Below are 24,934 nucleotides of genomic sequence, written 5' to 3' on the forward strand. Positions count from 1 at the left end.
GGCTGATTGAGGCGGCGCGCCATGGGCGGCAACCGATGGGCGATCATCCGCGTCACCGGAATTAATGCCACCAGCAGGATGATGAAAGGCACCGAGCGGAAGCCGTTGATGATGGGAAATATTCTCTCAAAGATTTGATGACTTGGAGCACACCCGGCGAGCGGATGTTCGATATGGCAAAGGCGGGCAGCGCCTATGAAGCGCGCCGGGCAAGACGCAAAGGCAATCGGTCGCCTCCCAGCAGCGACGAGACGGTCGGCAAGCCGCGCGCCTCCTGCGTGGCAAAGCCCAATCGGGTCAGGCAGGCCCGTGCCAGGGCCGCATTGCTGTCGATGACCACTAATCCGGCCGGATCGTTGAGGCTGGCGGCCACCACGGACAGTTCGGTGCAGCCGAGAAGCGCTGCATCGGCACCGGCCATTTGCGCGAGATCGAGCGCGCGCTCGGTCTCAGCCGCGGCTTCCGCAATCGAACCGGCCTTGACGAGCATGATTGCGCTGTCGACGCGCTCCTGAAATTCGGCGTCCTGCGCAAGGCAGAGGTCGAATCCCGCCGACGATATCCTGTCCTGATAAAAGCCGGAGACCAGCGTGCCCCGGGTTGCGAGGTTCGCGACCTTGCCCCGGTCCAGGCTGCGGCGGATCTCCGCCACGACCGCGTCGGCGATGTGGATGATCTCGGCTGGCGAGTTCGCCGCCAGCCTGTCGTACCAATGATGTGCGGTGTTGCAGGGCATGGCGATACAGGCAACGCCGAGCGCGTTGAGCGTCGCGACCGCAGCTTGCAGCGACGCCAGCGGCCCGTCATGGCCGGCCAAGATCGCTTCGGTTCGGTCGGGCAGTTGCGGCACGCTGAGGATGACGGAAGGCACATGCTCGTTGTCGCGCAGTGCCCCGGTCATCCGGGTCAGCTTGAAGTAGAAGTCGGCCGATGCGAGCGGCCCGAGACCGCCGATGATGCCGAGTTGCGGACGGATGCCGTCGTCGATCATAGCACGGGCTCGGCTTCGAGCTCTTGCGCGACGGTTTCAGCAGCCTGCGCCGCCTCCCGATGGCTGGGCGCGATCATTGCCGTGCTTGCGGCCACGGTGGAGACGCTGGACAGCGTCATCAGCGTGTCCACGGCCGCGTCCACCGCGACGAACAGGACGAACGCCGCCTCGAAGGGAAGCTTCAGATAGCCACAGACAATGGACATCTGCGACAGGATGAGCAGGCTGCCCATGCCGCCTGTCGTCAGCGCCAGAAGCGCAGAGACGACACCGACAAGCAAGAGGTCCGGGATCGCCAGCGGATGGCCGTAGAGCTGGGCGATGAACAGGACGCCCGAGGTGTAGACCAGCGCCGGGCCGGTCCGCAGCAGCGCCGCCTGCAGGGGCACGAGCAGCTCGACGACCACCAGGTTGAATCTCAGGCGCTCCGTCAAAAGGTTGATGACCCAGGGCAGCGAGGCGACCGTGGAGCGCGTTGTGATGGCCACCATCAGAAGCGGCTGAAGGGTCTTGATCGTGGCCCAATAGCTTCGCCGCGAGCGTATGGCGATGACGGCAAACGCGCCGGCGAGGAATGTCACGCAGGAAAGGCCCATCACCAGCAGGTAGCCACCCATCAGCATCAGCGGCTTGATGCCGGTCGACGCGGTCTGGTCGGCGATCAGGATGAAGGTCGCGAAGGGCAATCCCCAGACGAACCAGTTGGTCAGCACCGTGCAGGCCTTGTACACCGCGTTGAGCGCCTGTGAGAGGCTGAGCGACGAGGGCTGGGGAATCCTGCCCATCGCGAGCCCGAAAAGCAGGCAGAACAACAGGACCTGGATGGTCTGGCCCGAGGCCAGCGCGTTGAAGACGTTGTTCGGCACCAGATCCAGGAAGATCGAATGAGCGCTGCTCGGATCGCCGGTGGGCGGTGGCGGCTGGAAGGGGAAGGCGAGATCGGTGGAGACGCTGCCTTGGGAATTGATGAACTCGCCGAGCTCGATGCGCGACTGCGGGTTCTCGATCTGGCCGGGCTTGAGGATCAGCGAATAGGTGCCGCTGACCAGCACGGCGAGGAACGACACGACAAGAACGGCTATGCCCACCTTGCCGAGGTAGCGGACCGATTTCGGGTCCTGGACCATGGCGGTGATAGAGAAGATCACCGACGAGACCAGGTAGGGCAGGACGACCATCTTGAGGAAATTCAAGTAGACCTGCGCGACAGGGCTGATCGCATGGGCGAAGGCCGGGTAATAGAGGCCGCACAGGATCCCGGCCAGGATCATGATGATCGTCGTCGCCGGCGAGCGCAGGATGCGCTTTGCCGCCAGGCGCCAATCGAAAGGCATGGCTGCGGCTACATCCGAGACGGCCATTGTCAGGCTTTGCTCCCGTGGCGATAACGCGCGATGATCTCGTCGGTGTTGAGGACCTGCTGGCCTCGTGCGAGATCGAGATAGAGATCGACGAAGGCCGCCAGATGCGGATTGTCCGGACTGATGCCGACGGCGATCGTATCGACCTTGTCGGTCAGCGTGATCGAGCGCGCGACCACCGTCATCGACGGATCGTCCACCATCAGCTTCTTGATCTCGAAATCGTCGCGATAGGCGAGGTCGATCGTGCCGTTGCGGATCGCATCGATAACGGTATTCCAGCCGGCGAAGCGCTGGATCGTCGCGTGCGGAAACGTGGCGGCCGCGTAGGTGGCGAAGGACGAGCCTTCGATCACGCCGAGATCGCCGGAGAAATCACGGATGATCTGTTCAGCCGGCTTGCCCTGCGTGATGCGCGCCAGGTTGACGCGGTTCGCCAGCAGCCCCTGGTGCAGCATGGCGTAAGGCCGCGAATAGAGGATCGAGCGGCCGCGCCGGAGGGTGCGGCTCAGCTTGCCGATCGCCAGGTCCGCCTGGCCGGACGTCAGCTGCTGCACCATGGCGTCGAAGGTCCCGGCTGATCGGTCGAACACCGGTTCGACGCCGAGTTCCGCGGCTATGCCACGCGCCAGGTCCATATCGATGCCGCTGTCCCCAGAGCCGTCGGCCGGGAAGAAGGGATCGGACGCGAAGGCCGGCATGGCGATACGCAGCTTGTTGTCGCTGACGATAGGCTTGGGAGCGTCTTGCGCCTGGGCCGGCGTGGCCAGGGCTTGCGCCTGCGCGAGCAGCAGCCCTCCGCCTCCGGCTGCAAACAGCGTGCGACGTGTAAGCGGCATGCGCATTTCTCTATCGTGCAGGAGAGCCGGACAACAATTCTGACCGATACGCAGTATGCACGCCGAAGTTAAGTAAAGGTATCTTTTGTTTTGCGCTTTTTTACATTGCAGACGGCTGAAATGGCCTTAGGAGACATGCAGACTTTCTAAAATAAACGAGGTCCGCGGGCGAGGCGTGTTGTTGCGCGGTTCGTGCGAGGGTTGTCAGAACGTCTCGACCCAAGGCCTCAGCTCGACCTCGAAGCTCCAGGCGCTGCGATGCTGGCGATGGACGGCGAGATAGGTCTCGGCGATCGCATCGGGGGAGAGGCGACGATCCGGCCGGTCGGACTCGGGCGCCTGTCCGGCCGGCTCGATCTGGCCGTCGATGATGAAATGCGCGACGTGGATGTTCTTCGGACCGAGCTCGCGTGCCATCGATTGCGCCAGCCCGCGCAGGCCGAATTTCGGCATGGCGAAACCGGCGGAACCGGAGAACCCTTTCAGGCTTGCGCTGGCGCCGGTGAACAGGATCGAGCCGGAACCACGTGCAAGAAGCCGGCGCGCCGCCTGCTGGCCGACAAGGAAGCCGCCATAGGCACCGACGAGCAGGGCTTGCTTGACCGCTTGCGCGTCGAGCTCGGCGATTGGCCCGCGCGTGCGACCGCTGGCATTGAAGACTGCAATTTCGAGGGGGCCGGTCTTGTCGACCGCCTCGAAGAGCCGCTCGACGGAGGCTGCGTCCGAAACATCGGTTTCCACTGCCTGCGCGCCGATTTCCTTGACCAGCGCGGACAATTTGCTGACGTTGCGGGCGGCAAGGACGACACGGAAATCCTCCTTGGCGAGAAGCCGCGCCAGCGAGGCGCTTAACCCGGAGCCGGCGCCCGCGATCACTGCAACATTGGCTGCCATGCGTTTCCTCCTTGACATAATCCATCCGGGCAGTCGCCCGGCCGATGGTCTTTGTTCGCAGCCTCGCGCCTTCTTCGCCGAGAGGCAAGGACGGCGTTCGTTTTCACCATTCGATGCAAAAAGCCGTCGGTCTATGCGCCGGCCTGCTCGGGTGTAGCGAGACACTTGCCTGCCGGGCCGATCCGTCCGACACGTGAATGAAGGGCGATTCGAGGAACGACCATGGAACCAATCTGGGCCGTCGGCCTGATGACCGGCACGGTGCTCGACGGCAATATCGACGTGGCGCTGATCAAGACCGATGGCGAGCGCATCGCCGACGCCGGCACCTACACGCTGGCCCCCTACCCGCAGTCGATCCGCAGCTTGCTCGAAGAGACGCTGCGCCAGGCGCGCGCCTGGAATTTCGAAGGGCCGGAACCGGCGATTTTTCGCGAGGCCGAGGAGGCGCTGACGCGCGCGCAATCGGCTGCGGTCAGGCATCTGGTTGAGAGCCAGGGGATGAGCATGGCCGATATCGGCGTCGTCGGCTTCCACGGCCAGACCGTGCTGCATCGCGCCCCGCAGCCAGGACGCATCGGCCGCACGCGCCAGCTCGGCGATGGCGAGCTGATGGCCTCGCTGCTCGGCACCAGGGTCGCCTATGATTTCCGTTCCGCCGATGTCGCGGCCGGCGGGCAAGGCGCGCCTCTAGCCGCCGCCTATCATGCAGCGCTGCTTAAAGAGGCGGACGCCAGCGGCGACACCGCCGTGCTCAATCTCGGCGGCGTCGGCAACATCACATGGTGGGACGGCAAAGACGCAATCGTCGCCTTCGACACCGGGCCGGCCAATGCGCCGGTCAACGATTTCATCAAATCGAAAGGCCTCGGCGAGATGGACCGCGACGGCAGGCTGGCTGCCGCCGGCAAGGTCGACGAGGAACGGCTCGCCAAGCTCCTGCAGCATCCCTACCTGACGAAGCCCTATCCGAAATCGCTCGACCGCTTCGACTTCACCGCGGCGATGGCCGAAGGGCTGAACGCCGAGGACGGCGCTGCGACGCTGACCGCCTTCACCGTCTCGGCCGTCGGCAAGGCGCTCGACCTGTTGCCGCGTCGACCGAAGCGGCTCGCGGTCAGCGGCGGCGGCCGTCACAATCCGACGATGATGGCAATGCTCGAAAGCCGCGCCGGCGTTGAAGTGGTGCAGGCCGAGACGCTCGGATGGAAGGGCGACGCCGTCGAGGCGGAATGTTTCGCTTTCCTCGCCGTGCGCGTGCTGCGCGGCCTGCCGATCAGCTTTCCGAGCACCACCGGTGCGCCAAAGCCGATGCGCGGCGGAAAGTTGACGGACTGATCAGGACGACAGTTTCTTCTGCAGGAAGATGCGGCTGCGGCCGGTGGGGAAGTCAGTCAGCGTGCCGAACGGTTGATAGCCCTGGCGCCGGTAAACCTTCTCGGCGATCGGATTGAAAGTGTCGATCCAGGCGCCGTGGCAGCCGCGCGCGGCAGCCTCCTGTTCGGCCGCGTCGAGCATGCCGGCGGCAACGCCTTTTCCGCGCAGCTTTTCGTCGACCCACAGCCACTGCACGTAGAGCCAGCCCCAGGCAGTGTAGCCGGAAACGCCGGCGACAACGACGCCGCGCTCGTCGCGCACGAAAACCGCCAGCGACTGTCGGCCCGAGGCGCCGACATCGGCATCGTTGAAAGCGGTAAGGCTTCCGCCCAGGAAAGCGAGGTCCTGCGGCGAGGGCTCGGCGGTGATCTCGAGGCTCGTCTTCATCGGCTGCGACTCCGGTTCGCGAGCCAGCCTTAGAGCAATTCCAGGGAAAGTGCGAAACGGTTTTGTGGCCGTAGGCGCGAGGAGTAAGGCAGGCCTGTTACCGAGGACCGACTGACCGCCACGCCGCGGCGCCCGCCGCCACCAGCATCAATCCCGCGGCGATCAAGGCGCAATTGGCGAAGCCGAGGCCTGTGTAGAGCGGGCCGAAGCCTGCCGTGCCGACGGTGACGGCGAGATAGGTGACCGCGCTGTTCAGGCCCATGATGGTGCCGCGCCGCGACGGGTCGAGCGCGGTGAGGCGCATGACCAGCACGTTCAGCCCGAAATGGTTGGCAAGGCCCCAGGCCGCGATCGTCGCGATCAGCAGGCCGAAGCCGCCGCTGGCCAGGGCAATCGCGACATAGACGGCGGCGACCAGCAGATAAGCGAAAGGCATGACGCGGCGGGCGCCGAGGCGATCGATGACACCGTCGAGCAAGGCGGCCGCGCCGAAGCCGAGACCGTAGGCGACCGCCGCCAGGCCATTGGCGCTGACCGGCTCGCCGAGGGCTTCGTGGAGATGATCGCCGAGATAGCCGTAGACGCCGTAGAAGGCGGTCATGAAGGCGCCGCAGGCAATGAGTAGCGGCAGGATGCCGGGAACGGCGAGCGCGCCGAGCGGCGACGGCGCGGGGCCGCTTTTCCTGATGTCGTGCAGCGAGCTCATCGCCAGACCGGCAACGGCCGCTCCTGCGAGCATTGCAACGGCCGCGAAGACGGCACGCCAATGGATGAGATCGGCCAGCACCGCCGACAGCGAGACGCCAGCGACCATGGAGAGCGTCCAGCCGGTCAGCACGACGCCGATGGTGCCGCTCTCGCGGCCGGGCGGCGCGATCGCGGCCGAGCTGGCATAGATCGCCGGCATGGCTATACCGGCGGCGATGCCGGCAACGAGCTGGGCGGCCACCAGCATCGCCACTGTCGGCGCCAAGGCGCTGGCGACCAGCGCGATGGCCAGCAGCAGCAATGCGCCCTGAAGCATGCGGCGCGCGCCGATCCGGTCGATGTAGCGGGCAAGGAAGAGCGCGCTGGCCGACGTGCCGAGGCCGAAGGCGGCGGCGGCCGTCATTACCGCCGGCACGCTTGCGCCGAATGACGCCGCGACGACGGGCGCGATCGGTCCCAGAACCAGCGAATTGGAGCCGATGACGGCGATGCAGCCGGTCAGCAGATAGGCGGCTGCAGGGATTGGCGCGCGGGGCGCCTCAGTCATAATTGCTGATTGATTGCTGTTCGACATATCATCATAATGGCCGAATTAAATTCCGCATCAATGGAGAATTTCCATATGGACACAGAAACAGATGACATTCAGCGGAACAAGCATCCGACCCGCGAGGTCGACCCGATCGACCGAAAGATATTAGGCGTCCTGGTCGAGGACGCGACCATCAGCTATGCCGAGCTCGGTGAGCGCGTCGGCCTGTCGGCGCCGGCGGCGCATGAGCGGGTCAAGCGGCTGAAGCGCAGCGGCGCCATCCGCGCCACATCGGCGATCATCGATCCGAGGGCGGTGAAGAAGCCGCTGCTTGCCTTCGTGCATATCGACACAAGGGGCTGGGGCAAGACGCCGGAGCTGATGGCGGTCTCCAAATATCCGGAGGTCGAGGAGATCCACACGGTCGCCGGCGACACCTGCATGCTGCTCAAGGTGCGCACCGAGGACACCCGCGCGCTGGAGGGCCTGCTGGCCCGTCTCTACGACACGCCCGGCGTCACCTCGACGCGCAGCTATGTCGTGCTCTCGACCTATCTCGAGCGCCCTGTGCAGCCCGAGATCACAAGCGAATGGCCGGCGCCGAAGCACATGGCAACGCCTATGTATTAGGCCGTTGCCGGCTGATGGCGCCCGGAACGTGCCAGCAGATAGAACGCCGCGACATGCGTGATCATCAGCAGCGGCACGTAGAGGATTGGGATCGCATAGGTCGCGCCCAACTGTCCGGCATGGCCAGGAAGATCGAGCACGACGCCGTGATAGTAGTCGACGACAATGTCCACCACGCCTACGAGGTTGAAGGCGACGACCAGCGGCCAGAAGATCACAGGCCTCGCGACGGTGAATAGCGCCAGCATGGCGAGCAGGCCGGTGGCGAAGTCGCCATAGGCGGCGAAGCTTGCGAAGGCAGGAGCAAGATCGGGACCGACGACGCCCGGGATGAGGAAGACGAGCCCGAAGAAGCGGAAGCTGTGCAGCGTTGCGATGGCGCGTTGCGCCGCCATCGGCTCCATCGACCTCAGCCTTGGCCAGATATAGGCGGCGAAGCAAAGCAGCCACGGCACGTAGCCGAGCACGAGATGGATGTTGAAGATCATCGCAGGTGACATCTTCGCCTCCTATCAAGCCTTGACCGGAACAGCCTCGAACACTGCCGTCAGAATGCCCAGCCGTCCCTCCATGAGATTGCGCCCAAGATTGGTGGCGAAGTCGGCGAAACCCTGCCCCATGACGACGCCGAGATTGAGCGAAGGCGGCGGGCCGGAGGCACGGAGCTCGGCGAACCAGGCCTTGGCGGCAGCCGTGTCGTCGCGACGGACGAGCGTGCCGAAGCCAGCGGCTTCGATCGCCTCGCAGGTCGCTTCGGCCGTCAGCAGGAAGCTTTCGCCCGGCGTCTTCGCCCAGGGCACCGGATAGAGCGGATCGCCACCATTCAACACGACATCGAATGTCGCGAATTTTCCGCCCGGCTTCAAAACGCGCCTTATCTCGCGGTAGAGCAGCGGCCGGTCGGCGATGTTCATCGCCACATGCTGCAAGAGCGCGGCATCGAAACGGCTGTCTTCGAAAGGCAGCGCCAGCGCGCTGCCGGTTTCGAACGACACTTTGTCATCTTGCCCGGTTCGCGTGGTCAGGTAACGCGCGGCCTCGACGAAGGGTTCGCTGAGATCGACGCCGGTCACCGCGCAGCCATAGGTCTCGGCAAGAAACCGCGCCGGCCCGCCAACGCCGGATCCGACGTCGAGCACGGACATGTCGGCGGAGATGCCGGCAAGGCTGGCGAGTTCCGCCGTCGCGGCCAGCCCGCGGGTATGGAACTGGTCGAGGGTCGCCAGTTGTTCGGGCTTCAGCCGCTGTTGCTCAGGCCCAAACACCGCCAGTGCGTTCTTCAATCGATCGGTCAAGCCGGTCGCGCGATAGTGGTCGCGCACGCGATCGAGTTCATCGGTCATTGCCATTTCCCTTCAGGCTTCCAACGTCATGGATGAAATAAGGCCGCTTTCCGCGAACCACTATCCACGATAATGTCGATGGGTCATGAAGCAGAACTTCACAGTCAGGCATGGCGCGCTCGACGGCGTCGAAGCATTCCTGAGCGTCGCAAGGCACCGCAATTTCCGCAAGGCGGCGGCCGAGCTCGCCGTCACCCCGTCAGCGATCAGCCAGGCGATACGAACGCTCGAGGCGCGCATCGGCGCCGCGCTGTTCATCCGCACGACGCGCAGCGTCGGCCTCACCGAAGCCGGCGAGCGCTTCTTCGCGCGCGCCCGGCCCGCCTTCGAGGAACTGATCGCCGCGAGCGAGATCGCGCGCGGGATGGGCCAGCGGCCGGCGGGGCTCTTGCGCCTTTCGGTACCGCCGGCCGTGGTGCCGATGCTGCTGGAGCCGATGGTCGCCTCCTTCTGCCAGGCCTATCCTGAGATCGAGCTGGAGATCGTGGCCAGCGGCGAACTCGCCGATCTCGCCGCTGAAGGATTCGACGCCGGCATCCGGATGGGCGACTTGATCGCGCCCGACATGGTCGCGGTCCGCCTGACGCCCTCCTTTCCGATGGCGGTCGTTGGCAGCCCGGATTATCTGCGCCAGCGCGCGGCGCCCGAGCGCATCGAGGACCTGCGCGACCATGCCTGCTTGCGCCTGCGCCGCTCGAATGGTTCGGTCGCGCCCTGGTCCTTCGTCGACGGCAACAAGGCCGTCGAGGCAATCGTGTCGGGACCGCTCATCGCGCACGATTATCCGTCGCTGCTCGGCGCGGCGATCCAGGGTGTCGGGCTGGCGCAGGTGCCAGGCCCGATCGCCGAAGCGCCGATCGCAGACGGGCGACTCCAGGCACTGCTCGGCCGTTTCGCGATGACCACGCCGGGCGTTTTCCTCTATTATCCGGAAAGGCATCAGGTTCTGCCCAAACTGCGCGCCTTCATCGACCACATCAGGCAAACCGAGCGGCGTTGACGCCGCCCCGAAGCGATCAGGCCGGCGACGGTTAAGCTGACGCTTCGAAAGCCCGTGAAGGCAGTTGAGCCAAGCGATAAGCCGCTCGACCGCAGCCGAGCAGCGATGCTGCGCGGGGACGCGACCTACTCCCTCGCGTGCCAGGCAAGGAATCTGCGTATCTCCTCCCGCTTGTCTTCGGACAAACCGGCAAGCAGGTTCTCGTCCAAGTACCCTTCCCGTATGAGAACGGCGAAACCGAGGATAAGTTGTGAATAGCGATAGTCGAACATCCGGTCGATCTCTCGCCGCTGCTGCTGCAGATAGTCCTCGACCTCCCACATCTCGGCCGGCGTTGTCGCATTGCTGGCCTTCTTTTTGAATTCGGCCATTATCTTGCCGAGCGCGGCCTCCAGCGCTGCATCGAAGGCGGCGCGAGCGACTTTCTTCTCGGACGGAGACCATTTTAGACCGAAGCTCATGAAACACCTCCTTGCGGCCTCAGATGCTTGGCACGTTGCGACACGAATGGTCGCTTCATTGGCCAGCGTGGGATTCGATCAAGGATCGGATACGTTCCGCATCCGACTGCGCGACCGGATTGTAGACGATCATGCCGAGCTCGGGTCGACCGTCAACAGCAAAGACCGAGAACTCCAGCTCGATAAGCCCGATCTCGGGATGCCGCAGACGCTTCACGCCTTCGCCGTGCGCTGGCACGACGTCATTGTCGCGCCAGAGTGCTGCGAACTCGGGGCTGATCCTGGAAAGCTCCTCGACGAGTTCCGTGACCTCCGCGCCGGCTCCGGCGCGGACGGCGTCGGCCCTGAAGGACCCAACCACGAAACGCGCGACGCTCTGCCAGTCGTCCTGCGCATGGCGCACGCGCGGATTGCCGAACATCAGGCGCAGGATGTTGCGCTGCTCGCGCGGCAGCTTGGAATAGTCGGTCAGCATCGCGGCCGCGGCACGGTTCCAGGCAACCACGTCCCAGGTCGCGGTCTTGATGATCGCCGGGCTCGGGTCCAAGGCGTCGAGGACGCGCTGCAGGCGCGGCGTCACGCTGTCCACGCTTTTGTAGCGGACTTCCGGCGGCCGCCCGAGACCCAGCATGAACAGATGCTCGCGTTCGGGTTCGGTCAGCATCAGCCCGGTAGCGATCCGGTTGAGCACGTCCGCGGACGGCGCGCCGCCCCGCCCTTGCTCCAGCCAGGTATACCAGGTCGGGCTGATATTGGCGCGCTGCGCCACCTCTTCGCGACGCAGCCCTTGCGTGCGCCGGCGCCCCGTGGCGAAGCCGAAGGCGGCGGGATCGAGGCGCATGCGGCGATCTCGCAAAAAGGTGCCAAGCTTGTTGGTCGTCTCGACGGGCATTGCGATCCTGTTGGCTGTTATACCATGATAAAGTCACTACTTTAACAGAATGAGTTATAGCGCAAATAAGGCCTCCGAACAACCACAGGAGACCCTCCCATGCGTGTATTCCTCACCGGCGCGACCGGCTTCATCGGTTCCAGGATTGTGCCCGAACTTCTTGCCGCCGGCCATAAGGTGCTCGGCCTGACCCGCTCCGATGCAGGCGCGCGGTCGCTTGTCGCCGCGGGCGCCGAGCCCCATCGCGGCGACCTCGAAGACCTCGACAGCCTGCGCGACGGCGCGGCGAAATCGGATGCGGTGATCCACACCGCTTTCGATCACAATTTCTCGAATTTCGTGGCCAATTGCGAGAAGGACAAGCGCGTCATCGAAGCGCTGGGCGGCGCGCTGGCCGGCTCGGACCGGTTGCTGATCATCACCTCCGGTGTGGGCATGGGTTCCGCCGAGCACGGACAGCCGGCGAGAGAAGACGTGTTCAACACCGACCATCCCAATCCGCGCATCCTGTCGGAGCTTACCGGCGCGGCGATGGCCGAGAAGGGCGTCAAGGTATCGGTGGTGCGGTTGCCGCAGGTGCATGACACTGTGAAGCAGGGCCTGATCACACCGCTGATCGCGCAGACGCGCGCCAAGGGCGTGTCGGCCTATCTTGGCGAAGGCCGCAACCGGTGGTCGGCGGCGCATGTGCTGGATGTCGCGAAGCTCTACCAGCTGGCGCTGGACAAGCGGGAAGCCGGCGTGCGCTATAACGCCGTCGCGGAGGAAGGCATCCCGGTGCGCGAGATCGCGGAAGTGATCGGCGCCGGTCTCAACGTGCCGGTGGTCTCGCTCTCGCAGGAAGAGGTTGCCGACCATTTCGGATGGCTTGCCATGTTCGCCGGCCTCGACATGCCGGCGTCGAGCGAATGGACGCGCGCGCATCTCGGCTGGCAGCCGACGGGACCCGGCCTCATCGCCGATCTCGAGCGAATGGATTACACGCAGGCGGCCGCAGCCTGATCCTGCGTGGCCTTATCCAAGGGTCTCCGAGAGCGGATCAGCCCCTGTTTGAAGGGCTGACCCGGCCTCGGGATCTGCGGTCTACTTCCCGCAATAGTGGTCGTTGATGTCGTTGACCGCATCCGCATCCGGTCCGACGCGGTGATACGCGCAGGTGCCCGCCGACGTGGTGGGCATCTGCCGGTCGTAGTAGCGCGGACCGCCGAACAGCGTCTCGATGATGTCGTCACTGGCTGGAACATAACGCTCCTGCTCGGTTGCGCGGCGATGCCATTTGCCGGCCGAAGCCGGGCCGGCCATCGTGGCTGCCGCGGCAAGCACGAGCGCGGCGATTGCAAAATATTTCGTCATGGCAGCGACCTTCCGGCAATTCGGATCTGCAGCATAGCCAAAATCGCCAGCGGAACAAAAGTTCCCGTTTCCTGCTTGCGGCCGGTGAGTTCCTCGACACAGAAATTTGTGTTTGCGTGGGCGGTTGGCATGCGTTGGAGATTGGCCGAAAAGCGCATCGTCATCGTCATCCACGGGCGGAGCAAGGAGCGAAGCGACGCGCGCAGACCCAAGGATCCATTCCGTGACCTCAGAGCGCTGCTGCGGTGCAGAATTCTGCTTCGTTGCATTCCACGGCTCAGGTCGCGGAATGGATTCCAGGGTCTCCGCGACGCCGCTTCGCGGCTGCTCCGCCCGTGGAATGACGAGGTTGAGGGCTTTAGCCAATCCCCGGCGTTTGCGCTGATTCCGGCGGAAATGATTGGTGAAGATCTTGCTCGCCAGCGAACGGCAATCGCAACGGCGAGCCCATCTCGCGAATGACCGCGATTGGTCTCCGCGACAGCCAACAGCAGATGAGGGAGCCGATAGCCAGAGCCTGCGCGGTTTCGATCATTCTTCAAGCGCTATCAGCGAACGCATCAGGGTTGCCCTTGCTGAAGCGAGATGCGCTCGGCAGGCCTTTGCAACCCGGGCGGGGTTTCGGCTTTCGAGCGCGTCGATATAGGTGATGTGCTCAAGGAGCGCTGCCTTGTTGCGCTGCTTTTCGTCCTGCTTGTTCCATTGGTAGTGATAGTGGAAAATGAAGCTGATGATGTCGTAGAAACCGTCGATGAAGCGGTTTGGCGATGCCTCGTTTATGAGCCGGTGAAACCGGTTGTCGAGGCCGGAGAAATCGTGAAAGCGGCTTTCGATCCGCTTCAGCAGGTCGACATGTGCGATCTTGAGCGCGGCGAGCTTGGTCCACAGCGGGGAATTCTCAGGCTGCTGTGAAAACAGATGCGCCGAGCGCAATTCGAACATCACCCTGATCTCGAACAGCTCAAGCGCGAAATCCTCCGTGAAGCCTTTGAAAAGCCAACCGGTATTCGGCCTTTTCTCGATCAGCCCAAACCGGCTGAAGCGGATCAGGAACTCGCGGATTCCGTTGGTCGCAACACCGAACTGCCGCGCAAGCTCAAGCTCGTTTATGCTCGTGCCGGGTCTGGTGTCGCCCCGCAGCATCCACTCCATGAATTGCTGCTCGACATGCTTGGCGCGCGGCGTGGTTTCGGCGTCGGGATAGTAATCATTTTCGTCGACCACGCGCTCCGCAATCCTAATGCCGTTGCGCTCAGCGATAAGTTTGCGACGAACAAGTTCCTGTAGAACCTTTCGGACGGTCGTGCGGCTGACGCCCATTCGCCGTTTCAACTCGTTCTCGGACGGAAGCTCCCCGACCAGTTGCCCATCATGCAGCATACTGGCGACGCGGTTGAACGCCTTCTTGTAGACAGTGTCGGTTCTCATAGGACTTCCCCGAAACATTAGCTTGTTCTTTTTAGCATGAACTTTATCCATAAAAAACAACTTGACCCGATCAGTCTCGTTGTTTTTTATCGATAAGAAGAGGAGCTAGACACGATCTGAGTTTTTGACGACGCGGCGCAATCAGCCTCGGCGGGGAGAGAAATATTGCCTGAAACGGGAAATACCGGCACCACCGTCGGCGAGACCGCATTGCCGGCGCCCAAGAAGCAAGACGCCGTTCCCGGCCTTGCACTTGGCCTGACCTTGCTGAGTGCTGGTCCGGTCGTCATCCTGGCCTTGCTGATCGTCATCCTCGGTTTTCTGTCGCCCTATTTCCTGACAGGGCGCAACCTCGGCAACATCCTCGCCCAAACCGCCGTGATCTCGGTTGTGGCGATGGGCCAGCATCTGGTCATCCTGACACGCGGCATCGATCTTTCCGTCGGATCGAACCTTGCACTGGCCTCCGTCGTCGGCGCCCTCGCCTTTCATGGCGGCGCGCCCGCATTCGCGGTGATCGCGGTGATGGTTGGCTGCGGCGCGGCGGTGGGCGCCATCAACGGGCTCTTCTACGTCTTCGGCCGGCTGCCGCATCCTTTCATCATCACGCTGGCAACATTGAGCATCGCCAAGGGCTTGGCGCTCCAGCTGGCCGATGGGCGCGCCATACCCGGGATGCCGGATTCGATAGATGCGCTCGGCCGCGATGCGGTCTGGGGTCTGCCCGGATCGGTCTTTGTCGTCGCGGGCGTTGCCGCGGTCCTTCTGGTCATGGCCAAGACCATGGTCTGGGGACGGTGGATCTATGCCGTCGGCGGTCGACCCGACGCCGCCCTGCGCATGGGTATTCCCGTGTCCTGGGTCCTGGTTTCGGTCTATGTGATCTCGGGGCTGTGCGCCGGCATCGGCGCGGTCATACTCGCCGGCCGCACCGACGCCGGTTCCCCCTTGTTCGGCAATCTGCTTGAACTGGATACGATTGCCGCGGTGATCATCGGCGGCGCCAGTTTTCTTGGCGGCCGCGGCCATCTCGGGCACGCCTTGATCGGCGCCATCATGATCGGCGTCATCCGCAACGCGCTCAACCTGCTCAACGTCAATGTCTTTTTCCAGCTCATCGTCATCGGCGTGGTCATCGTCATCGCCGTCGAGTCCGACGTGCTGCGCAACTATCTCGAAGGGCGGGTGCGCGTCATGCAGGCCGGGAGGCAGCCATGAGCGCCGTTGCGGCCAACGCCGATCGTGCCGCCACCGCCGACCAACCCGTGCTCGCCGTACGCGGTGCCACCAAGCGGTTCGGTTCGGTTCTGGCCCTGGACGATGTCAGCATCGAGCTGCGGCGAGGTGAGATCGTCGGCCTGCTCGGCGACAATGGCGCGGGCAAATCGACGCTGACCAAATGCATCAGCGGCGTGCACCAACTCGATGCCGGCGAAATTGCCCTGGACGGTGCGCCAACCCAGATACGCTCCCCTGCGGATGCGCGCTTCGCCGGCATCGAGACCGTCTACCAGGATCTGGCGCTGTTCGACAATCTGACGCCGGGACAGAACTTCTTTGCCGGTCGCGAGCTGGCTCGCCCGCAATGGCTTCCTCGCGGCTTGCGATTTCTCCAGCAACGCAGGATGGACGCCGAGACCCGGGTTCTGCTGGAAAACCTCAAGGTGACGTTGCCGCGCTTGGACGCCGTCGTGGCCATGATGTCGGGCGGTCAAAGGCAAGCCATCGCCGTGGCCCGGTCGACCGTTTTTGCCCGCAAGGTCGTGATCCTGGACGAACCGACCGCCGCGCTTGGCCTGCGTGAATCGCGGCAGGTGCTCAACCTGGTCGCCGCCCTGCGCGACCAGGGCAATGCCGTCATCCTGATCACCCACAATATGGAACATGTCGTCGAGCTTGCCGATCGCGCCGTGGTGCTGCGCCAGGGCCGCAAGGTCGGCGAGCTTGTCCCGACCAGGGAAAACAAACAGGAGCTGGTTTCCATGATCGTTGGAGCCTGATCCGTTCGAGATTTGGGGATCGTTCCGGTCCGCAAATGCCTGAAGCGACTTCCGCCGGAAGACGCCTCAATTGCAAGGGAGGAATGAAATGCCAATGAACCTGAAACTGCTCGCCGGGCTGGCCATCGCCGTTACATTCGCGATGCCGGCTTCGGCCGCCGACAAGATCAAGGTCGGCCTGATCACCAAATTCCCCGTGCCGTTCTATTCGACCATGGAGGATGCCGCCAAGAAATACGCGGCCGCTCATCCCGAAATCGAGCTGGTCACCGGCCAGGGCCAGGCCGCTACGGACATCGAGGGCCAGATCGCGCTGATCGAGTCCATGATCACCCAAGGCGTCAAGGGCCTGGCGATCACTCCGGTCGATCCGACCGTCGCGCCGGCGCTCGACAAGGCGGTCGCCGCCGGCATCAAGGTGGTTCTCGTCGACAACAGCATCCCCAACTGGAAAGGCCAGACGGCTCTGGTCTCGACCAACAACCTCAACGGGGGCAAGATCGCCGGAGAGTATCTGAAGACCGTGCTGAAGAGCGGCGACAAGATCGGCATCCTGCAAGGTGTTCCCGGAGTGCCGGCTCTGGATGATCGGGTCACCGGCATGATGGAGGGCCTCGGCGACATCAAGGTCGACGTTGTCGGCAAGGGCGCAACCAATTGCACGCTCGAGCTCGGCACGTCGGTGACCGAAGACATCCTGACCGCCAATCCCGATCTCAAGGCGATCTACTCGGCCTGTGGCCCGCCCATTTCCGGCGCCGTCAAGTCGATAAGCAATGCGGGCATTGCCAACGACAAGATCATCCTGGTCGGCTTCGACGCCTGCTGCGGCGAGATCGAAGCGATCAAGTCCGGTGCGGAAGACGCCAGCGTCGCACAATTTCCGGCGAAGATGGGCGAGCTGGGCATCGACACTGTCGTCAAGGCAATCCACGGGGAGGCGGTCGAAGCCAATGTGGACACCGGCGCCGGCCTCGTGACGCTGCAGAACGTCAAGGACTTCGAGTGATCCAACAGTGGTCCGGCGGCGCCGCCGGACCACTTCTACCGCTGGACTGTTGCACGTTCGCCTTAGCGAAGGGGTGAATCACAAATATGGGCCCGACCATCAAAGTCGTCAGATGTGCCGCGCCGGGCAAACTGGTGTTTGAGGAGCACGAGGCGCCAGGGAGCCCGCCGGAAGGCTGGGCCTTGGTCGATGTCGCCTATGTCGGCATATGCGGGACGGACTACCACATTTTCGAGGGCAGGCATCCCTACCTCGCCTATCCACGCGTCATGGGCCACGAGGTTTCGGGAACGATCGCGGCCATCAACGCACCCGCGAACCTATCGGTCGGAGAGCAAGTCCTGATCAATCCCTATCTCGCCTGCGGAAAATGTTCGGCCTGTCGCCATGGCAAGCCGAATTGCTGCGTCGCGATAGAAGTGCTTGGCGTGCACCGCGACGGTGCCATGAGCGAGCAGATACTCGTGCCGGCGCAGAATTTGATCGCGGCGACGGGCCTGTCGCCGGTCGAGGCTGCCACGGTCGAGTTTCTGGCTATCGGTGCGCACGCGGTTCGCAGATCCATGGCCGGTCCGGGCAATCGGACGTTGGTCGTCGGCGCCGGACCGATCGGTCTTGGTGTCGCGCTTTTTGCGCGTATCGCGCGGCAGGATGTAACCGTCATGGACATCGATGCGGAACGGCTGGCCTTTGCTGGCAGCCAATTGGGATTCGACGTGATCGACGGATCGGACGGTTCGGCCGCCGAAGCGATAGCCGAGCGAACGGCCGGAACGGGTTTCGATATCGTCTATGACGCTACGGGAAACAGCCGTTCCATGGAGTCTGCCTTCGCTTTTGTTGCCCACGCAGGCGTGATGGTGATGGTCAGCGTTGTACAAGGCGATATTACCTTTTCCGATCCGGAGTTTCACAAGCGTGAAATGACGCTGATCGGCAGTCGTAACGCGACGCATGCGGATTTCCAGCACGTCATCGCCTCGATCCATGCCGGCAAAATACCGATCGACCAACTCGTCACCCATCGCACGACGCTGCGGGACAGCCCACGCGACATTGCGATCTGGGCGAAGGAGAAGGCCGGTCTGATCAAGGCCGTCATCGAGGTGGGGCGACCTGTCTGACTTGAGCAAACACGTTCAAGATACGCCGTGCCGCCTGGTGCTGGCACGGGATGCGCCCATGGAGGGAAGCAGTTCGCGCTCGAGGTGTCGATCGATCGCCGCCACGTTCAGCAGCAGCGTTTGAGCGACCAGCAAGGATGGGATGCGACAAAACCGCAGCCGAGACCAAGACTCCTGTATGTTCGCTCGATTGCGCGATCAAGGAATCAAGAAGGAATTACCCAATGGACTTGTTCAAACTGGACGGCGACGTCGCGCTGGTCACCGGCGCCGGCAGTGGCATCGGTCAGGCCATAGCGGTCGGCCTTGCGGAGGCCGGTGCCGACGTCGCGTGCTTCGGTCACGCCTCGAAGGGAGGTCTCGAGGCAACGGCCCAAAGGATCACCGCGCTCGGCCGCAAGGCGCTTGCGATAACCGGCTCGGTGACGTCGGAAACCGATCTTGCCGCCGCCGTCGAGCGTATCGAAAAGGAGCTCGGCGCGCTTACGGTTGCCGTCAACAATGCAGGTATAGGCGGCGCGCACGCGGCCGAGACCTTGCCGCTGGCCACGTGGGAAGAACTTTACGGCATCAATGTCGGCGGTGTGTTCTTGTCCTGCCAGGCCGAGGCTCGCGTGATGCTGCCGCGCCGCAAGGGATCGATCATCAACGTGGCCTCCATGTCCGGCTCGATCGTCAACCGTGGTCTCCTCCAGGCGCACTACAACTCATCGAAGGCAGCGGTCATTCACATGACCAAGAGCCTGGCGATGGAATGGTCGGACCGCGGACTGCGGCTCAACGTGCTCAGCCCCGGATACACGCTGACCCCGATGAACCGGAGGCCGGAAGTCGCCGAGCAAGTGAAGAACTTCGAGCGCGATACGCCCATGGGTCGCCTCGCGGCACCCGAGGAGATGATAGGCCCGGCAGTGTTTCTGGCCAGTCGAGCTGCGTCTTTCGTTACCGGCATCGATCTCATCGTGGATGGCGGCTTCGTGTGCTGGTAGCAGAAGCGAAGCACGGCGCGCTTCGCACTTAAATCGAAGGACGTCGCGGCCTTGGCAAAGGCCGCGGGAAACTCGCGGCGGTCCGACACGAACCGGGACCGCCGCTGCATTTGTGCCAGGTCGCCCGCCTTCTCAAGCGCATCGGTCGGCAGTGGCTAGTTATGGTGGATTTCCGTGCCCAGCACCTTCAGACACTCACGAATGAAGGCGGCAAGTGCGGTCCATCCTTTGGCCGAAACCATCGTGCCGTCTACATAGGCGTCGGTGGGCGAGAGGTCGATATAGGTGCCGCCCGCAAGGGTGACCTCCGGCTCGCAGGCCGCCAGCGCACCGACCTTCTTGCCGCGCACGACACCGTCCACCGCTATCAGAATCTGCACGCCGTGGCAGATCGTGAAGATCGGCTTCCCGGTCTCGTGGAAGTGGCGGACCATGGCCTGAACGCGCTTGTCGGTGCGGATGTATTCCGGCCCGCGGCCGCCGGCGCAGTAGACCGCATCATACTGGTCGATCTGCCTTTCCGCCTCGGAAAACGTCTTGTTGATCAGCGCGTAGTGTCCGGGTTTCTCGGTATAGGTCTGGTCGCCCTCAAAGTCGTGCAGCGAGGTCTTGATCCGGTCTCCGGCGTTCTTGTCGGGGCACACGACGTGGATGGTGTGGCCTACGGCTTCCATGGCCTGCTGATAGACGAAGATTTCGTATTCCTCGGTGAACTCTCCGGTCAGCATCAGTATCTTTTTGGCTGGCATGGTCTTCCTCTCGGTTGCGTGGCAGTGCAAGGCGCGCCTTGGGTTTTGGGCATCGGATTGTGGATGTCAGGAAGAGGCATATTTCACCCGCCTGGAACGTCCGTCTGACTATTCGAACGCAGGCAGGAGCCTGTCGCGCGAGTTCTCGATGTGCACCCGCATCGCCGTTCGCGCCGCGTTCGCATCGCCGGCTGCGAAAGCCGAGAGAATGGCTTCGTGCTCGTCGAGCGCCTCCTCGGTTACGCGCGAGTGGTACATCAGCCGGAAAATGTGAAAATGCGTGTGCTGGTGGTTCAGCGTCTCACGGATGATCTCGTTCTGCGCGAACTCCATGATCTTGTCATGGAAGATCGCATCCTGGCGGGCGAAGTTGGAATAGCGAAGGCGCTCGTCCCTGCCCTCGCCGCGGGTCATGACCCCCGCCGCCTCTTGCAGGGCCGCCAGCCGGGCAGCGTCCAGGCCGGCCGCTGCCTTGGCCGCGGCGGCAGGCTCAAGCAAAAGGCGCAACTCGTAAAGCTCGTCAAAACGCCGGCGTGTGATCTGCGGTGCGGCGCGATAGCCGACCAGGTGGGTCTTGATCACCAGGCCTTCGCCTTCCAGACGCCCGAGAGCCTCGCGGATCGGCGTATGCGAGACATCCAGTTCCCGGACGAGATTGTCCACGGTTATGCGCGACCCCGGCGCGATCCTGAGCGACATGAGTTGCTGGAAGATCGCCTCGTAGACGTCTCCCGCGAGGCTGTTCGCGCGCTGGATCCTGCCTGTCGGCCGCGCGTCGTCATCAAGCTTCACATCGGGGTTCTGCATCTTTTTGCCTCTTGACAGGAAGGACCACTAACACGATGCTCCGGCCAATTCAATCCTATATCCTATACGATTTTATAGCGGATATGTCTAAATGGAAGCGATGGATCGCCGAGCCATATTGGAAGAGCCCACTCGATGACCTTGTTCGCCGCAGCGCGATTGCCGCGTGAGATTTTGTTCGGCAAGGGCCAGCGCCAGGTGCTGCCGCACGTCGCATCCAGGCATGGCAAGCGCGCGCTCGTCTGCACGGACGAGCGCTTCGCGGCAACGGCCATATTCGGCGAGATGATGGCCGCGCTGAGGAATGCCTCGGTTGAAATCCTTGTCCATGACCGCACGCTGCCGGACGTGCCCCGGGACAGCGTCGCGATCTGTGTTGCCGAGGCGAAGGATTTCAAACCCGACATGGTCGTTGGGATCGGTGGCGGAAGCTGCCTCGACATGGCCAAGTGCGCGGCGCTGCTGATCAGTCATGGCGGCAGGCTTCAGGACTATTATGGTGAGTTCAAGGTCCCAGGCCCAACGCTGCCGTTGATTGCCGTGCCGACCACCGCCGGCACCGGCTCGGAGGTGACGCCGGTAGCCGTCATTTCCGATCCGGAACGCCTGCTGAAGGTCGGCATTTCAAGTCCCCACCTCATCGCCGCCGTCGCGCTGTGCGACCCGGAGCTGACCGCGACCTGCCCGCCCGCGCTCACGGCAATTGCCGGCGCGGATGCCCTGACGCACGCCATCGAAGCTTTTACGGCGGCTAGACGCGGAACCGATCCGACACTGCCGCAGCAGCACGTCTTTGTGGGCAAGAGCGCGCTCACCGACCATTTCGCGCTATTGGCCGTCAAGCTTCTTGGGCGCAGCCTGGAAAGGGCCTACCAGGACGGTGCGGACGAGGATGCGCGCGCCGATGTGATGATGGGGGCATTGGCGGCCGGCTGCGCCTTCGGCACGGCCGGGACGGCCGCCGCCCATGCCGTGCAATATCCGGTTGGCGCGCTCACCCACACGCCGCATGGGTTGGGGGTGGCGACCGTGCTTCCCTATGTGATGAACTACAACTTGCCCGCCGCCGCCAGCGAGTTTGCCGAGGTTGGTGCCGCGCTCGGTCTTCCCCAGGCGGGCATTGAACTCAAGCACAGGGCTTCCGCGACCATCGCAGAGGTCTCACGGCTTTTCGGCGCGATCGGCATCACACGGACGCTGGCCGAGCTGGGCTTGCCTGCCGGCAAGATCGAGTGGACCGCCGAGCAAGCGCTCGGCATCGACCGCCTGATCAAGAACAACCCCCGCCCTTTCGACGCCGCCGCGATGCGACGGCTGGTGCAAGCGGCCTATGACGGCGACATGCCCGCCGTTCTGATGTGAAACAGGAGACACCTCATGAACGCTTCTCCAGGGCTTTTGGATGAGGAGGACATCTCTGAATATGCCACGTTCTCACACGGGCTCTATATCGGCGGGCAATGGCGGCCCTCGTCGGACGGGCGCGTTATCGAGGTGGTCGATCCATCGACGGAATCCGTCATCGCGGCTGTTCCCGATGCTACGCTCGCTGACGCCGCGGCCGCCGTCGACGCCGCGGCCAAGGCGGCGGCGGCCTGGCGCGAAACCGCCCCGCGCAAACGGTCGGAGATCCTGAGACGTTGCTTCGAACTGATGACCGAGCGGGCGGAGACGTTGGCCGTGCTGATTTCGTTAGAGAACGGCAAGGCGCTGCGCGATGCTCGCGGCGAAGTCGCTTATGCGGCCGAGTTCTTTCGGTGGAACGCCGAGGAGGCGGTTCGCATCAGCGGCGAGTTCGGCCTTGCGCCTTCCGGCGCAAACCGTATCGTCGTCGACTACCAGCCGATAGGCATATGCGTGCTGATCACGCCATGGAATTTTCCAGCTGCCATGGCCACACGCAAGATCGCGCCGGCGCTTGCGGCCGGTTGTACCGTGATCCTGAAGCCCGCCAGCGAAACGCCACTGACCGCCTATGCGCTTGCCGCGCTGTATGAGGACGCTGGCGTCCCGCCCGGTGTCGTAAACGTTCTCACCACGTCCAATCCCGGACCGCTGACCGCTGCCATGCTGGCCGACCCGCGAGTGCGCAAACTCTCGTTCACCGGCTCCACCGGCGTTGGGCGCGTTCTTCTGGCCGAAGCCGCCAGGCACGTCATCTCCTGTTCGATGGAGCTTGGCGGCAACGCTCCCTTCGTCGTGTTCGACGACGCCGATCTGGAGGCCGCGCTCGACGGAGCGATGATTGCCAAGATGCGCAACGCCGGCGAAGCATGCACCGCCGCCAACCGGCTTTATGTCCAGGCGGGTATCCATGACGCGTTCGCGGAGGGACTGCGCAAGCGCATGGCGGCCCTCAAGATAGGCCCCGGCATAGACGTCGGGACCGAATGCGGCCCGATGATCACTCGCAAAGCCATCGAGAAAATCGACCGGCTCGTCAAAGACGCGGTTCGTCGCGGTGCAAAGGTGCTGTGCGGAGGCGCAGCCTCGGATGACAAGGGCTATTTCTACCCGCCGACGGTTCTTTGCGACGTTGCCCCGGATGCGGAGATGGCGCACGAGGAAATATTCGGTCCCGTCGCTCCAATCATGCGCTTCGACGATGAGGCCGAAGTCATCGCACGCGCCAACGACACCGAATACGGGTTGGCAGCCTACATCTACACGCGCGATCTGGCCAAGGGCATGCGCGTGGCGTCAAGGATCGAGTCGGGTATGATCGCGCTGAACAGGGGCCTGATGTCCGACCCTGCGGCTCCCTTCGGCGGCGTCAAGCAGAGCGGCCTGGGACGCGAAGGCGGGCAAAAGCACGGCATCAGCGAGTTCCTGGAAGTCAAGTATATCGCCGTGACGATGTGAGGGCGCAGGCGTGACCAGGGATCCATTTCGCATCCGCGACCACGTCACTGAGTTCGATGATATCGTCGCCGAGATCGTTCACCGCAGCGCGGAGACCCGGGCGAAAATCGAGAGCGTTGCCGATGTCGCCTATGGACCGGACGCCGCCGAAACCATCGATATGTTCTTTCCCCAGGGAAAACGCGACCGCCTGCCGGTGCACATGTTCATCCATGGCGGCTACTGGCGCATGTTCTCCAAGCGCGATTATTCCTATGTCGCGGACACCGTGACGCGGGCGGGTGCGATCGCGATCATCGTCGACTATTCATTGATGCCCTCGGTGAGGATGGCCGCTATCGTCGAGCAGGTGCGCCGGGCCAAGCGTTGGGTGCTCGAACACATCGCCGAGCACGGCGGCGATCGCGGCCGCCTGACGGTCAGCGGGCACTCCGCCGGCGCCCATCTGGCGACGATGCTGTTCAACGATGACGGCCGATCATCAAGCGTCAAAGGCGCGCTGCTGCTTGGCGGCTTGTACGAGTTGAAGCCTCTGCAGACCTCCTTCCTTGCCGCCGAGATCGCCATCACGGACGAGGAGGCTGCCAGCCTGTCGCCGCTGACACATCGCTTCGATCCCTCCGTGGAGGTCGAGATTGCAGTTGGAGCCGAGGAAACGCCGCCGTTCCACAGCCAGGCCGAGGGATTTGCGAAGCATCTGCGAAAGCAAGGGCTGGCAGTCTCTCAAACCGCCCTCTCCGGTGCCAATCACATGAGCAGCGTTCGCGATCTTGGCCTGAGTGGAACCGAGGCATCGGATCGTTTGGCCAAGCTCATCGCCACATAGTCCCATCCAGATATCCGGGCCGCTGGCTAATTGGCCGACGCCGGAGACCGGCGCATGATTGCCTTGGCGGCGATCTCGGCCGGCCGGCTACGCAGTCCTGCCCCGCAGGCTGTCGGCGAGGGAGGACAGCGCATCGGCGAGTTGCCGCGCGGTCTCCGGCGGCGGCAGCGGCATTTTCAGGCTCCGCACGCCGGTTGCCTGATCGCGTTCGATCCAAGGATGCGCCGGAGCCTTGGGATCGTTGGCGGCCGCCAGAGCGGCAACGAATTGCGCCCCCACCTGAGCCAAGGCTAGCCACGGATCGGAACCGGGATCGCTCCGCGGCCCCATAGGCCCGTTCGCATGCGCAACATCGCCCGCATCGATATACGA

27 protein-coding genes and 1 pseudogene are annotated in these 24,934 nt (G+C 63.7%); 12 read left to right on the forward strand and 16 right to left on the reverse strand.

The features are described 5' to 3' along the window. Window positions 1-193: 193 nt before the first annotated feature. From FJ980_RS20290 to FJ980_RS20305, 4 genes are all read right to left on the reverse strand, one after another. On the reverse strand, window positions 194-991 hold the full coding sequence (locus FJ980_RS20290) for an amino acid racemase (protein ID WP_140545573.1): 798 nt from the start codon (window positions 989-991) through the stop codon (window positions 194-196). Beyond that, entirely contained in the window at window positions 988-2,352 is a 1,365-nt protein-coding gene (locus tag FJ980_RS20295) for a cation:dicarboxylase symporter family transporter (RefSeq protein ID WP_140545574.1), read from the reverse strand. Before FJ980_RS20295 ends, FJ980_RS20290 begins: the two co-directional genes overlap by 4 nt. A 2-nt stretch (window positions 2,353-2,354) precedes the next feature. After that, entirely contained in the window at window positions 2,355-3,191 is an 837-nt protein-coding gene (locus FJ980_RS20300) for a transporter substrate-binding domain-containing protein (RefSeq protein WP_181181267.1), read from the reverse strand. A gap of 204 nt (window positions 3,192-3,395) precedes the next feature. After that, window positions 3,396-4,085 (reverse strand): SDR family NAD(P)-dependent oxidoreductase, encoded by a 690-nt coding sequence (locus tag FJ980_RS20305; protein ID WP_140545575.1) that lies wholly within the window; start codon window positions 4,083-4,085, stop codon window positions 3,396-3,398. A 222-nt stretch (window positions 4,086-4,307) separates the two neighbouring features. On the opposite strand from FJ980_RS20305, the gene FJ980_RS20310 reads away from it, so the two are divergent. Then, entirely contained in the window at window positions 4,308-5,423 is a 1,116-nt protein-coding gene (locus FJ980_RS20310) for an anhydro-N-acetylmuramic acid kinase (protein WP_140545576.1), read from the forward strand. On the opposite strand, the gene FJ980_RS20315 is transcribed toward FJ980_RS20310, so the two are convergent. Together FJ980_RS20315 and FJ980_RS20320 are read right to left on the reverse strand one after the other, a co-directional pair. After that, complete coding sequence (locus tag FJ980_RS20315; protein ID WP_140545577.1) at window positions 5,424-5,849, reverse strand: GNAT family N-acetyltransferase; 426 nt, start codon at window positions 5,847-5,849, stop codon at window positions 5,424-5,426. 97 nt (window positions 5,850-5,946) lie between these two features. Then, window positions 5,947-7,131 carry an MFS transporter gene (locus tag FJ980_RS20320; RefSeq protein WP_140545578.1) on the reverse strand — a complete coding sequence of 395 codons (1,185 nt, stop codon included), beginning with the start codon at window positions 7,129-7,131 and terminating at the stop codon, window positions 5,947-5,949. A gap of 48 nt (window positions 7,132-7,179) precedes the next feature. On the opposite strand from FJ980_RS20320, the gene FJ980_RS20325 reads away from it, so the two are divergent. Beyond that, window positions 7,180-7,719, forward strand: a complete 540-nt coding sequence (locus FJ980_RS20325; RefSeq protein WP_140545579.1) for an Lrp/AsnC family transcriptional regulator — start codon at window positions 7,180-7,182, stop codon at window positions 7,717-7,719. Here the strand turns inward: FJ980_RS20325 and FJ980_RS20330 are convergent. After that, window positions 7,716-8,219, reverse strand: coding sequence for a hypothetical protein (locus tag FJ980_RS20330; RefSeq protein ID WP_140545580.1), 504 nt, complete (start codon window positions 8,217-8,219; stop codon window positions 7,716-7,718). The genes FJ980_RS20325 and FJ980_RS20330 overlap by 4 nt on opposite strands. A gap of 12 nt (window positions 8,220-8,231) precedes the next feature. Next, complete coding sequence (locus tag FJ980_RS20335; RefSeq protein WP_140545581.1) at window positions 8,232-9,062, reverse strand: class I SAM-dependent methyltransferase; 831 nt, start codon at window positions 9,060-9,062, stop codon at window positions 8,232-8,234. Between the two features lie 85 nt (window positions 9,063-9,147). On the opposite strand from FJ980_RS20335, the gene FJ980_RS20340 reads away from it, so the two are divergent. After that, complete coding sequence (locus FJ980_RS20340; protein WP_140545582.1) at window positions 9,148-10,062, forward strand: LysR family transcriptional regulator; 915 nt, start codon at window positions 9,148-9,150, stop codon at window positions 10,060-10,062. A gap of 125 nt (window positions 10,063-10,187) precedes the next feature. Here FJ980_RS20340 and FJ980_RS20345 read toward each other — a convergent pair whose 3' ends face one another. Further along, a complete protein-coding gene (locus FJ980_RS20345) occupies window positions 10,188-10,523 on the reverse strand; it encodes a hypothetical protein (RefSeq protein ID WP_140545583.1) in 336 nt (111 codons plus the stop codon). A gap of 55 nt (window positions 10,524-10,578) precedes the next feature. Next, window positions 10,579-11,415 carry a helix-turn-helix transcriptional regulator gene (locus FJ980_RS20350; RefSeq protein WP_140545584.1) on the reverse strand — a complete coding sequence of 279 codons (837 nt, stop codon included), beginning with the start codon at window positions 11,413-11,415 and terminating at the stop codon, window positions 10,579-10,581. A 99-nt stretch (window positions 11,416-11,514) separates the two neighbouring features. On the opposite strand from FJ980_RS20350, the gene FJ980_RS20355 reads away from it, so the two are divergent. Beyond that, window positions 11,515-12,417 (forward strand): SDR family oxidoreductase, encoded by a 903-nt coding sequence (locus tag FJ980_RS20355; RefSeq protein WP_140545585.1) that lies wholly within the window; start codon window positions 11,515-11,517, stop codon window positions 12,415-12,417. An 81-nt stretch (window positions 12,418-12,498) separates the two neighbouring features. Here the strand turns inward: FJ980_RS20355 and FJ980_RS20360 are convergent, their stop codons facing one another. The 3 genes from FJ980_RS20360 to FJ980_RS20365 form a co-directional block, all read right to left on the reverse strand. Further along, complete coding sequence (locus tag FJ980_RS20360) at window positions 12,499-12,768, reverse strand: hypothetical protein (protein ID WP_246676480.1); 270 nt, start codon at window positions 12,766-12,768, stop codon at window positions 12,499-12,501. Next, entirely contained in the window at window positions 12,765-12,932 is a 168-nt protein-coding gene (locus tag FJ980_RS34735) for a hypothetical protein (RefSeq protein WP_181181268.1), read from the reverse strand. The genes FJ980_RS20360 and FJ980_RS34735 overlap by 4 nt, the downstream gene beginning before the upstream one ends. A gap of 367 nt (window positions 12,933-13,299) precedes the next feature. Next, entirely contained in the window at window positions 13,300-14,196 is an 897-nt protein-coding gene (locus FJ980_RS20365; RefSeq protein ID WP_140545595.1) for a GntR family transcriptional regulator, read from the reverse strand. Window positions 14,197-14,361: 165 nt separating this feature from the next. On the opposite strand from FJ980_RS20365, the gene FJ980_RS20370 reads away from it, so the two are divergent. The 5 genes from FJ980_RS20370 (at window position 14,362) to FJ980_RS20390 (ending at window position 19,318) form a co-directional block, all read left to right on the forward strand. After that, window positions 14,362-15,414 carry an ABC transporter permease gene (locus FJ980_RS20370; RefSeq protein WP_246676481.1) on the forward strand — a complete coding sequence of 351 codons (1,053 nt, stop codon included), beginning with the start codon at window positions 14,362-14,364 and terminating at the stop codon, window positions 15,412-15,414. Beyond that, window positions 15,411-16,196 carry an ATP-binding cassette domain-containing protein gene (locus tag FJ980_RS20375; protein WP_140545586.1) on the forward strand — a complete coding sequence of 262 codons (786 nt, stop codon included), beginning with the start codon at window positions 15,411-15,413 and terminating at the stop codon, window positions 16,194-16,196. The genes FJ980_RS20370 and FJ980_RS20375 overlap by 4 nt, the downstream gene beginning before the upstream one ends. A gap of 94 nt (window positions 16,197-16,290) precedes the next feature. Next, complete coding sequence (locus tag FJ980_RS20380) at window positions 16,291-17,205, forward strand: sugar ABC transporter substrate-binding protein (protein WP_140545587.1); 915 nt, start codon at window positions 16,291-16,293, stop codon at window positions 17,203-17,205. Window positions 17,206-17,303: 98 nt separating this feature from the next. Continuing rightward, window positions 17,304-18,329: a zinc-binding alcohol dehydrogenase family protein gene (locus FJ980_RS20385; protein ID WP_140545597.1), complete on the forward strand. Its 1,026-nt coding sequence runs from the start codon at window positions 17,304-17,306 to the stop codon at window positions 18,327-18,329. 224 nt (window positions 18,330-18,553) lie between these two features. Continuing rightward, on the forward strand, window positions 18,554-19,318 hold the full coding sequence (locus FJ980_RS20390) for an SDR family oxidoreductase (RefSeq protein WP_140545588.1): 765 nt from the start codon (window positions 18,554-18,556) through the stop codon (window positions 19,316-19,318). Window positions 19,319-19,473: 155 nt separating this feature from the next. Here the strand turns inward: FJ980_RS20390 and FJ980_RS20395 are convergent, their stop codons facing one another. Together FJ980_RS20395 and FJ980_RS20400 are read right to left on the reverse strand one after the other, a co-directional pair. Then, window positions 19,474-20,067 carry a DJ-1/PfpI family protein gene (locus tag FJ980_RS20395; RefSeq protein WP_095768830.1) on the reverse strand — a complete coding sequence of 198 codons (594 nt, stop codon included), beginning with the start codon at window positions 20,065-20,067 and terminating at the stop codon, window positions 19,474-19,476. A gap of 108 nt (window positions 20,068-20,175) precedes the next feature. Further along, the gene (locus tag FJ980_RS20400; RefSeq protein ID WP_140545589.1) at window positions 20,176-20,874 is read right to left on the reverse strand and encodes a GntR family transcriptional regulator; all 699 of its coding nucleotides are present in this window, start codon (window positions 20,872-20,874) and stop codon (window positions 20,176-20,178) included. Between the two features lie 135 nt (window positions 20,875-21,009). Here FJ980_RS20400 and FJ980_RS20405 point away from each other — a divergent pair, with 135 nt between their 5' ends. Genes FJ980_RS20405 through FJ980_RS20415 form a run of 3 tightly spaced genes read left to right on the forward strand, consistent with a single transcriptional unit; the run spans window position 21,010 to window position 24,562 of the window. Beyond that, window positions 21,010-22,236: an iron-containing alcohol dehydrogenase gene (locus tag FJ980_RS20405; protein WP_140545590.1), complete on the forward strand. Its 1,227-nt coding sequence runs from the start codon at window positions 21,010-21,012 to the stop codon at window positions 22,234-22,236. Window positions 22,237-22,251: 15 nt separating this feature from the next. Next, window positions 22,252-23,736 carry an NAD-dependent succinate-semialdehyde dehydrogenase gene (locus FJ980_RS20410; protein WP_140545591.1) on the forward strand — a complete coding sequence of 495 codons (1,485 nt, stop codon included), beginning with the start codon at window positions 22,252-22,254 and terminating at the stop codon, window positions 23,734-23,736. 10 nt (window positions 23,737-23,746) lie between these two features. Then, a complete protein-coding gene (locus tag FJ980_RS20415) occupies window positions 23,747-24,562 on the forward strand; it encodes an alpha/beta hydrolase (RefSeq protein WP_140545592.1) in 816 nt (271 codons plus the stop codon). 87 nt (window positions 24,563-24,649) lie between these two features. Here FJ980_RS20415 and FJ980_RS20420 read toward each other — a convergent pair. Next, a pseudogene (locus FJ980_RS20420) lies at window positions 24,650-24,934 on the reverse strand (ATP-dependent helicase); the annotation flags it as partial.

This window comes from Mesorhizobium sp. B1-1-5, from assembly GCF_006443065.1.
Lineage (GTDB): Bacteria > Pseudomonadota > Alphaproteobacteria > Rhizobiales > Rhizobiaceae > Mesorhizobium.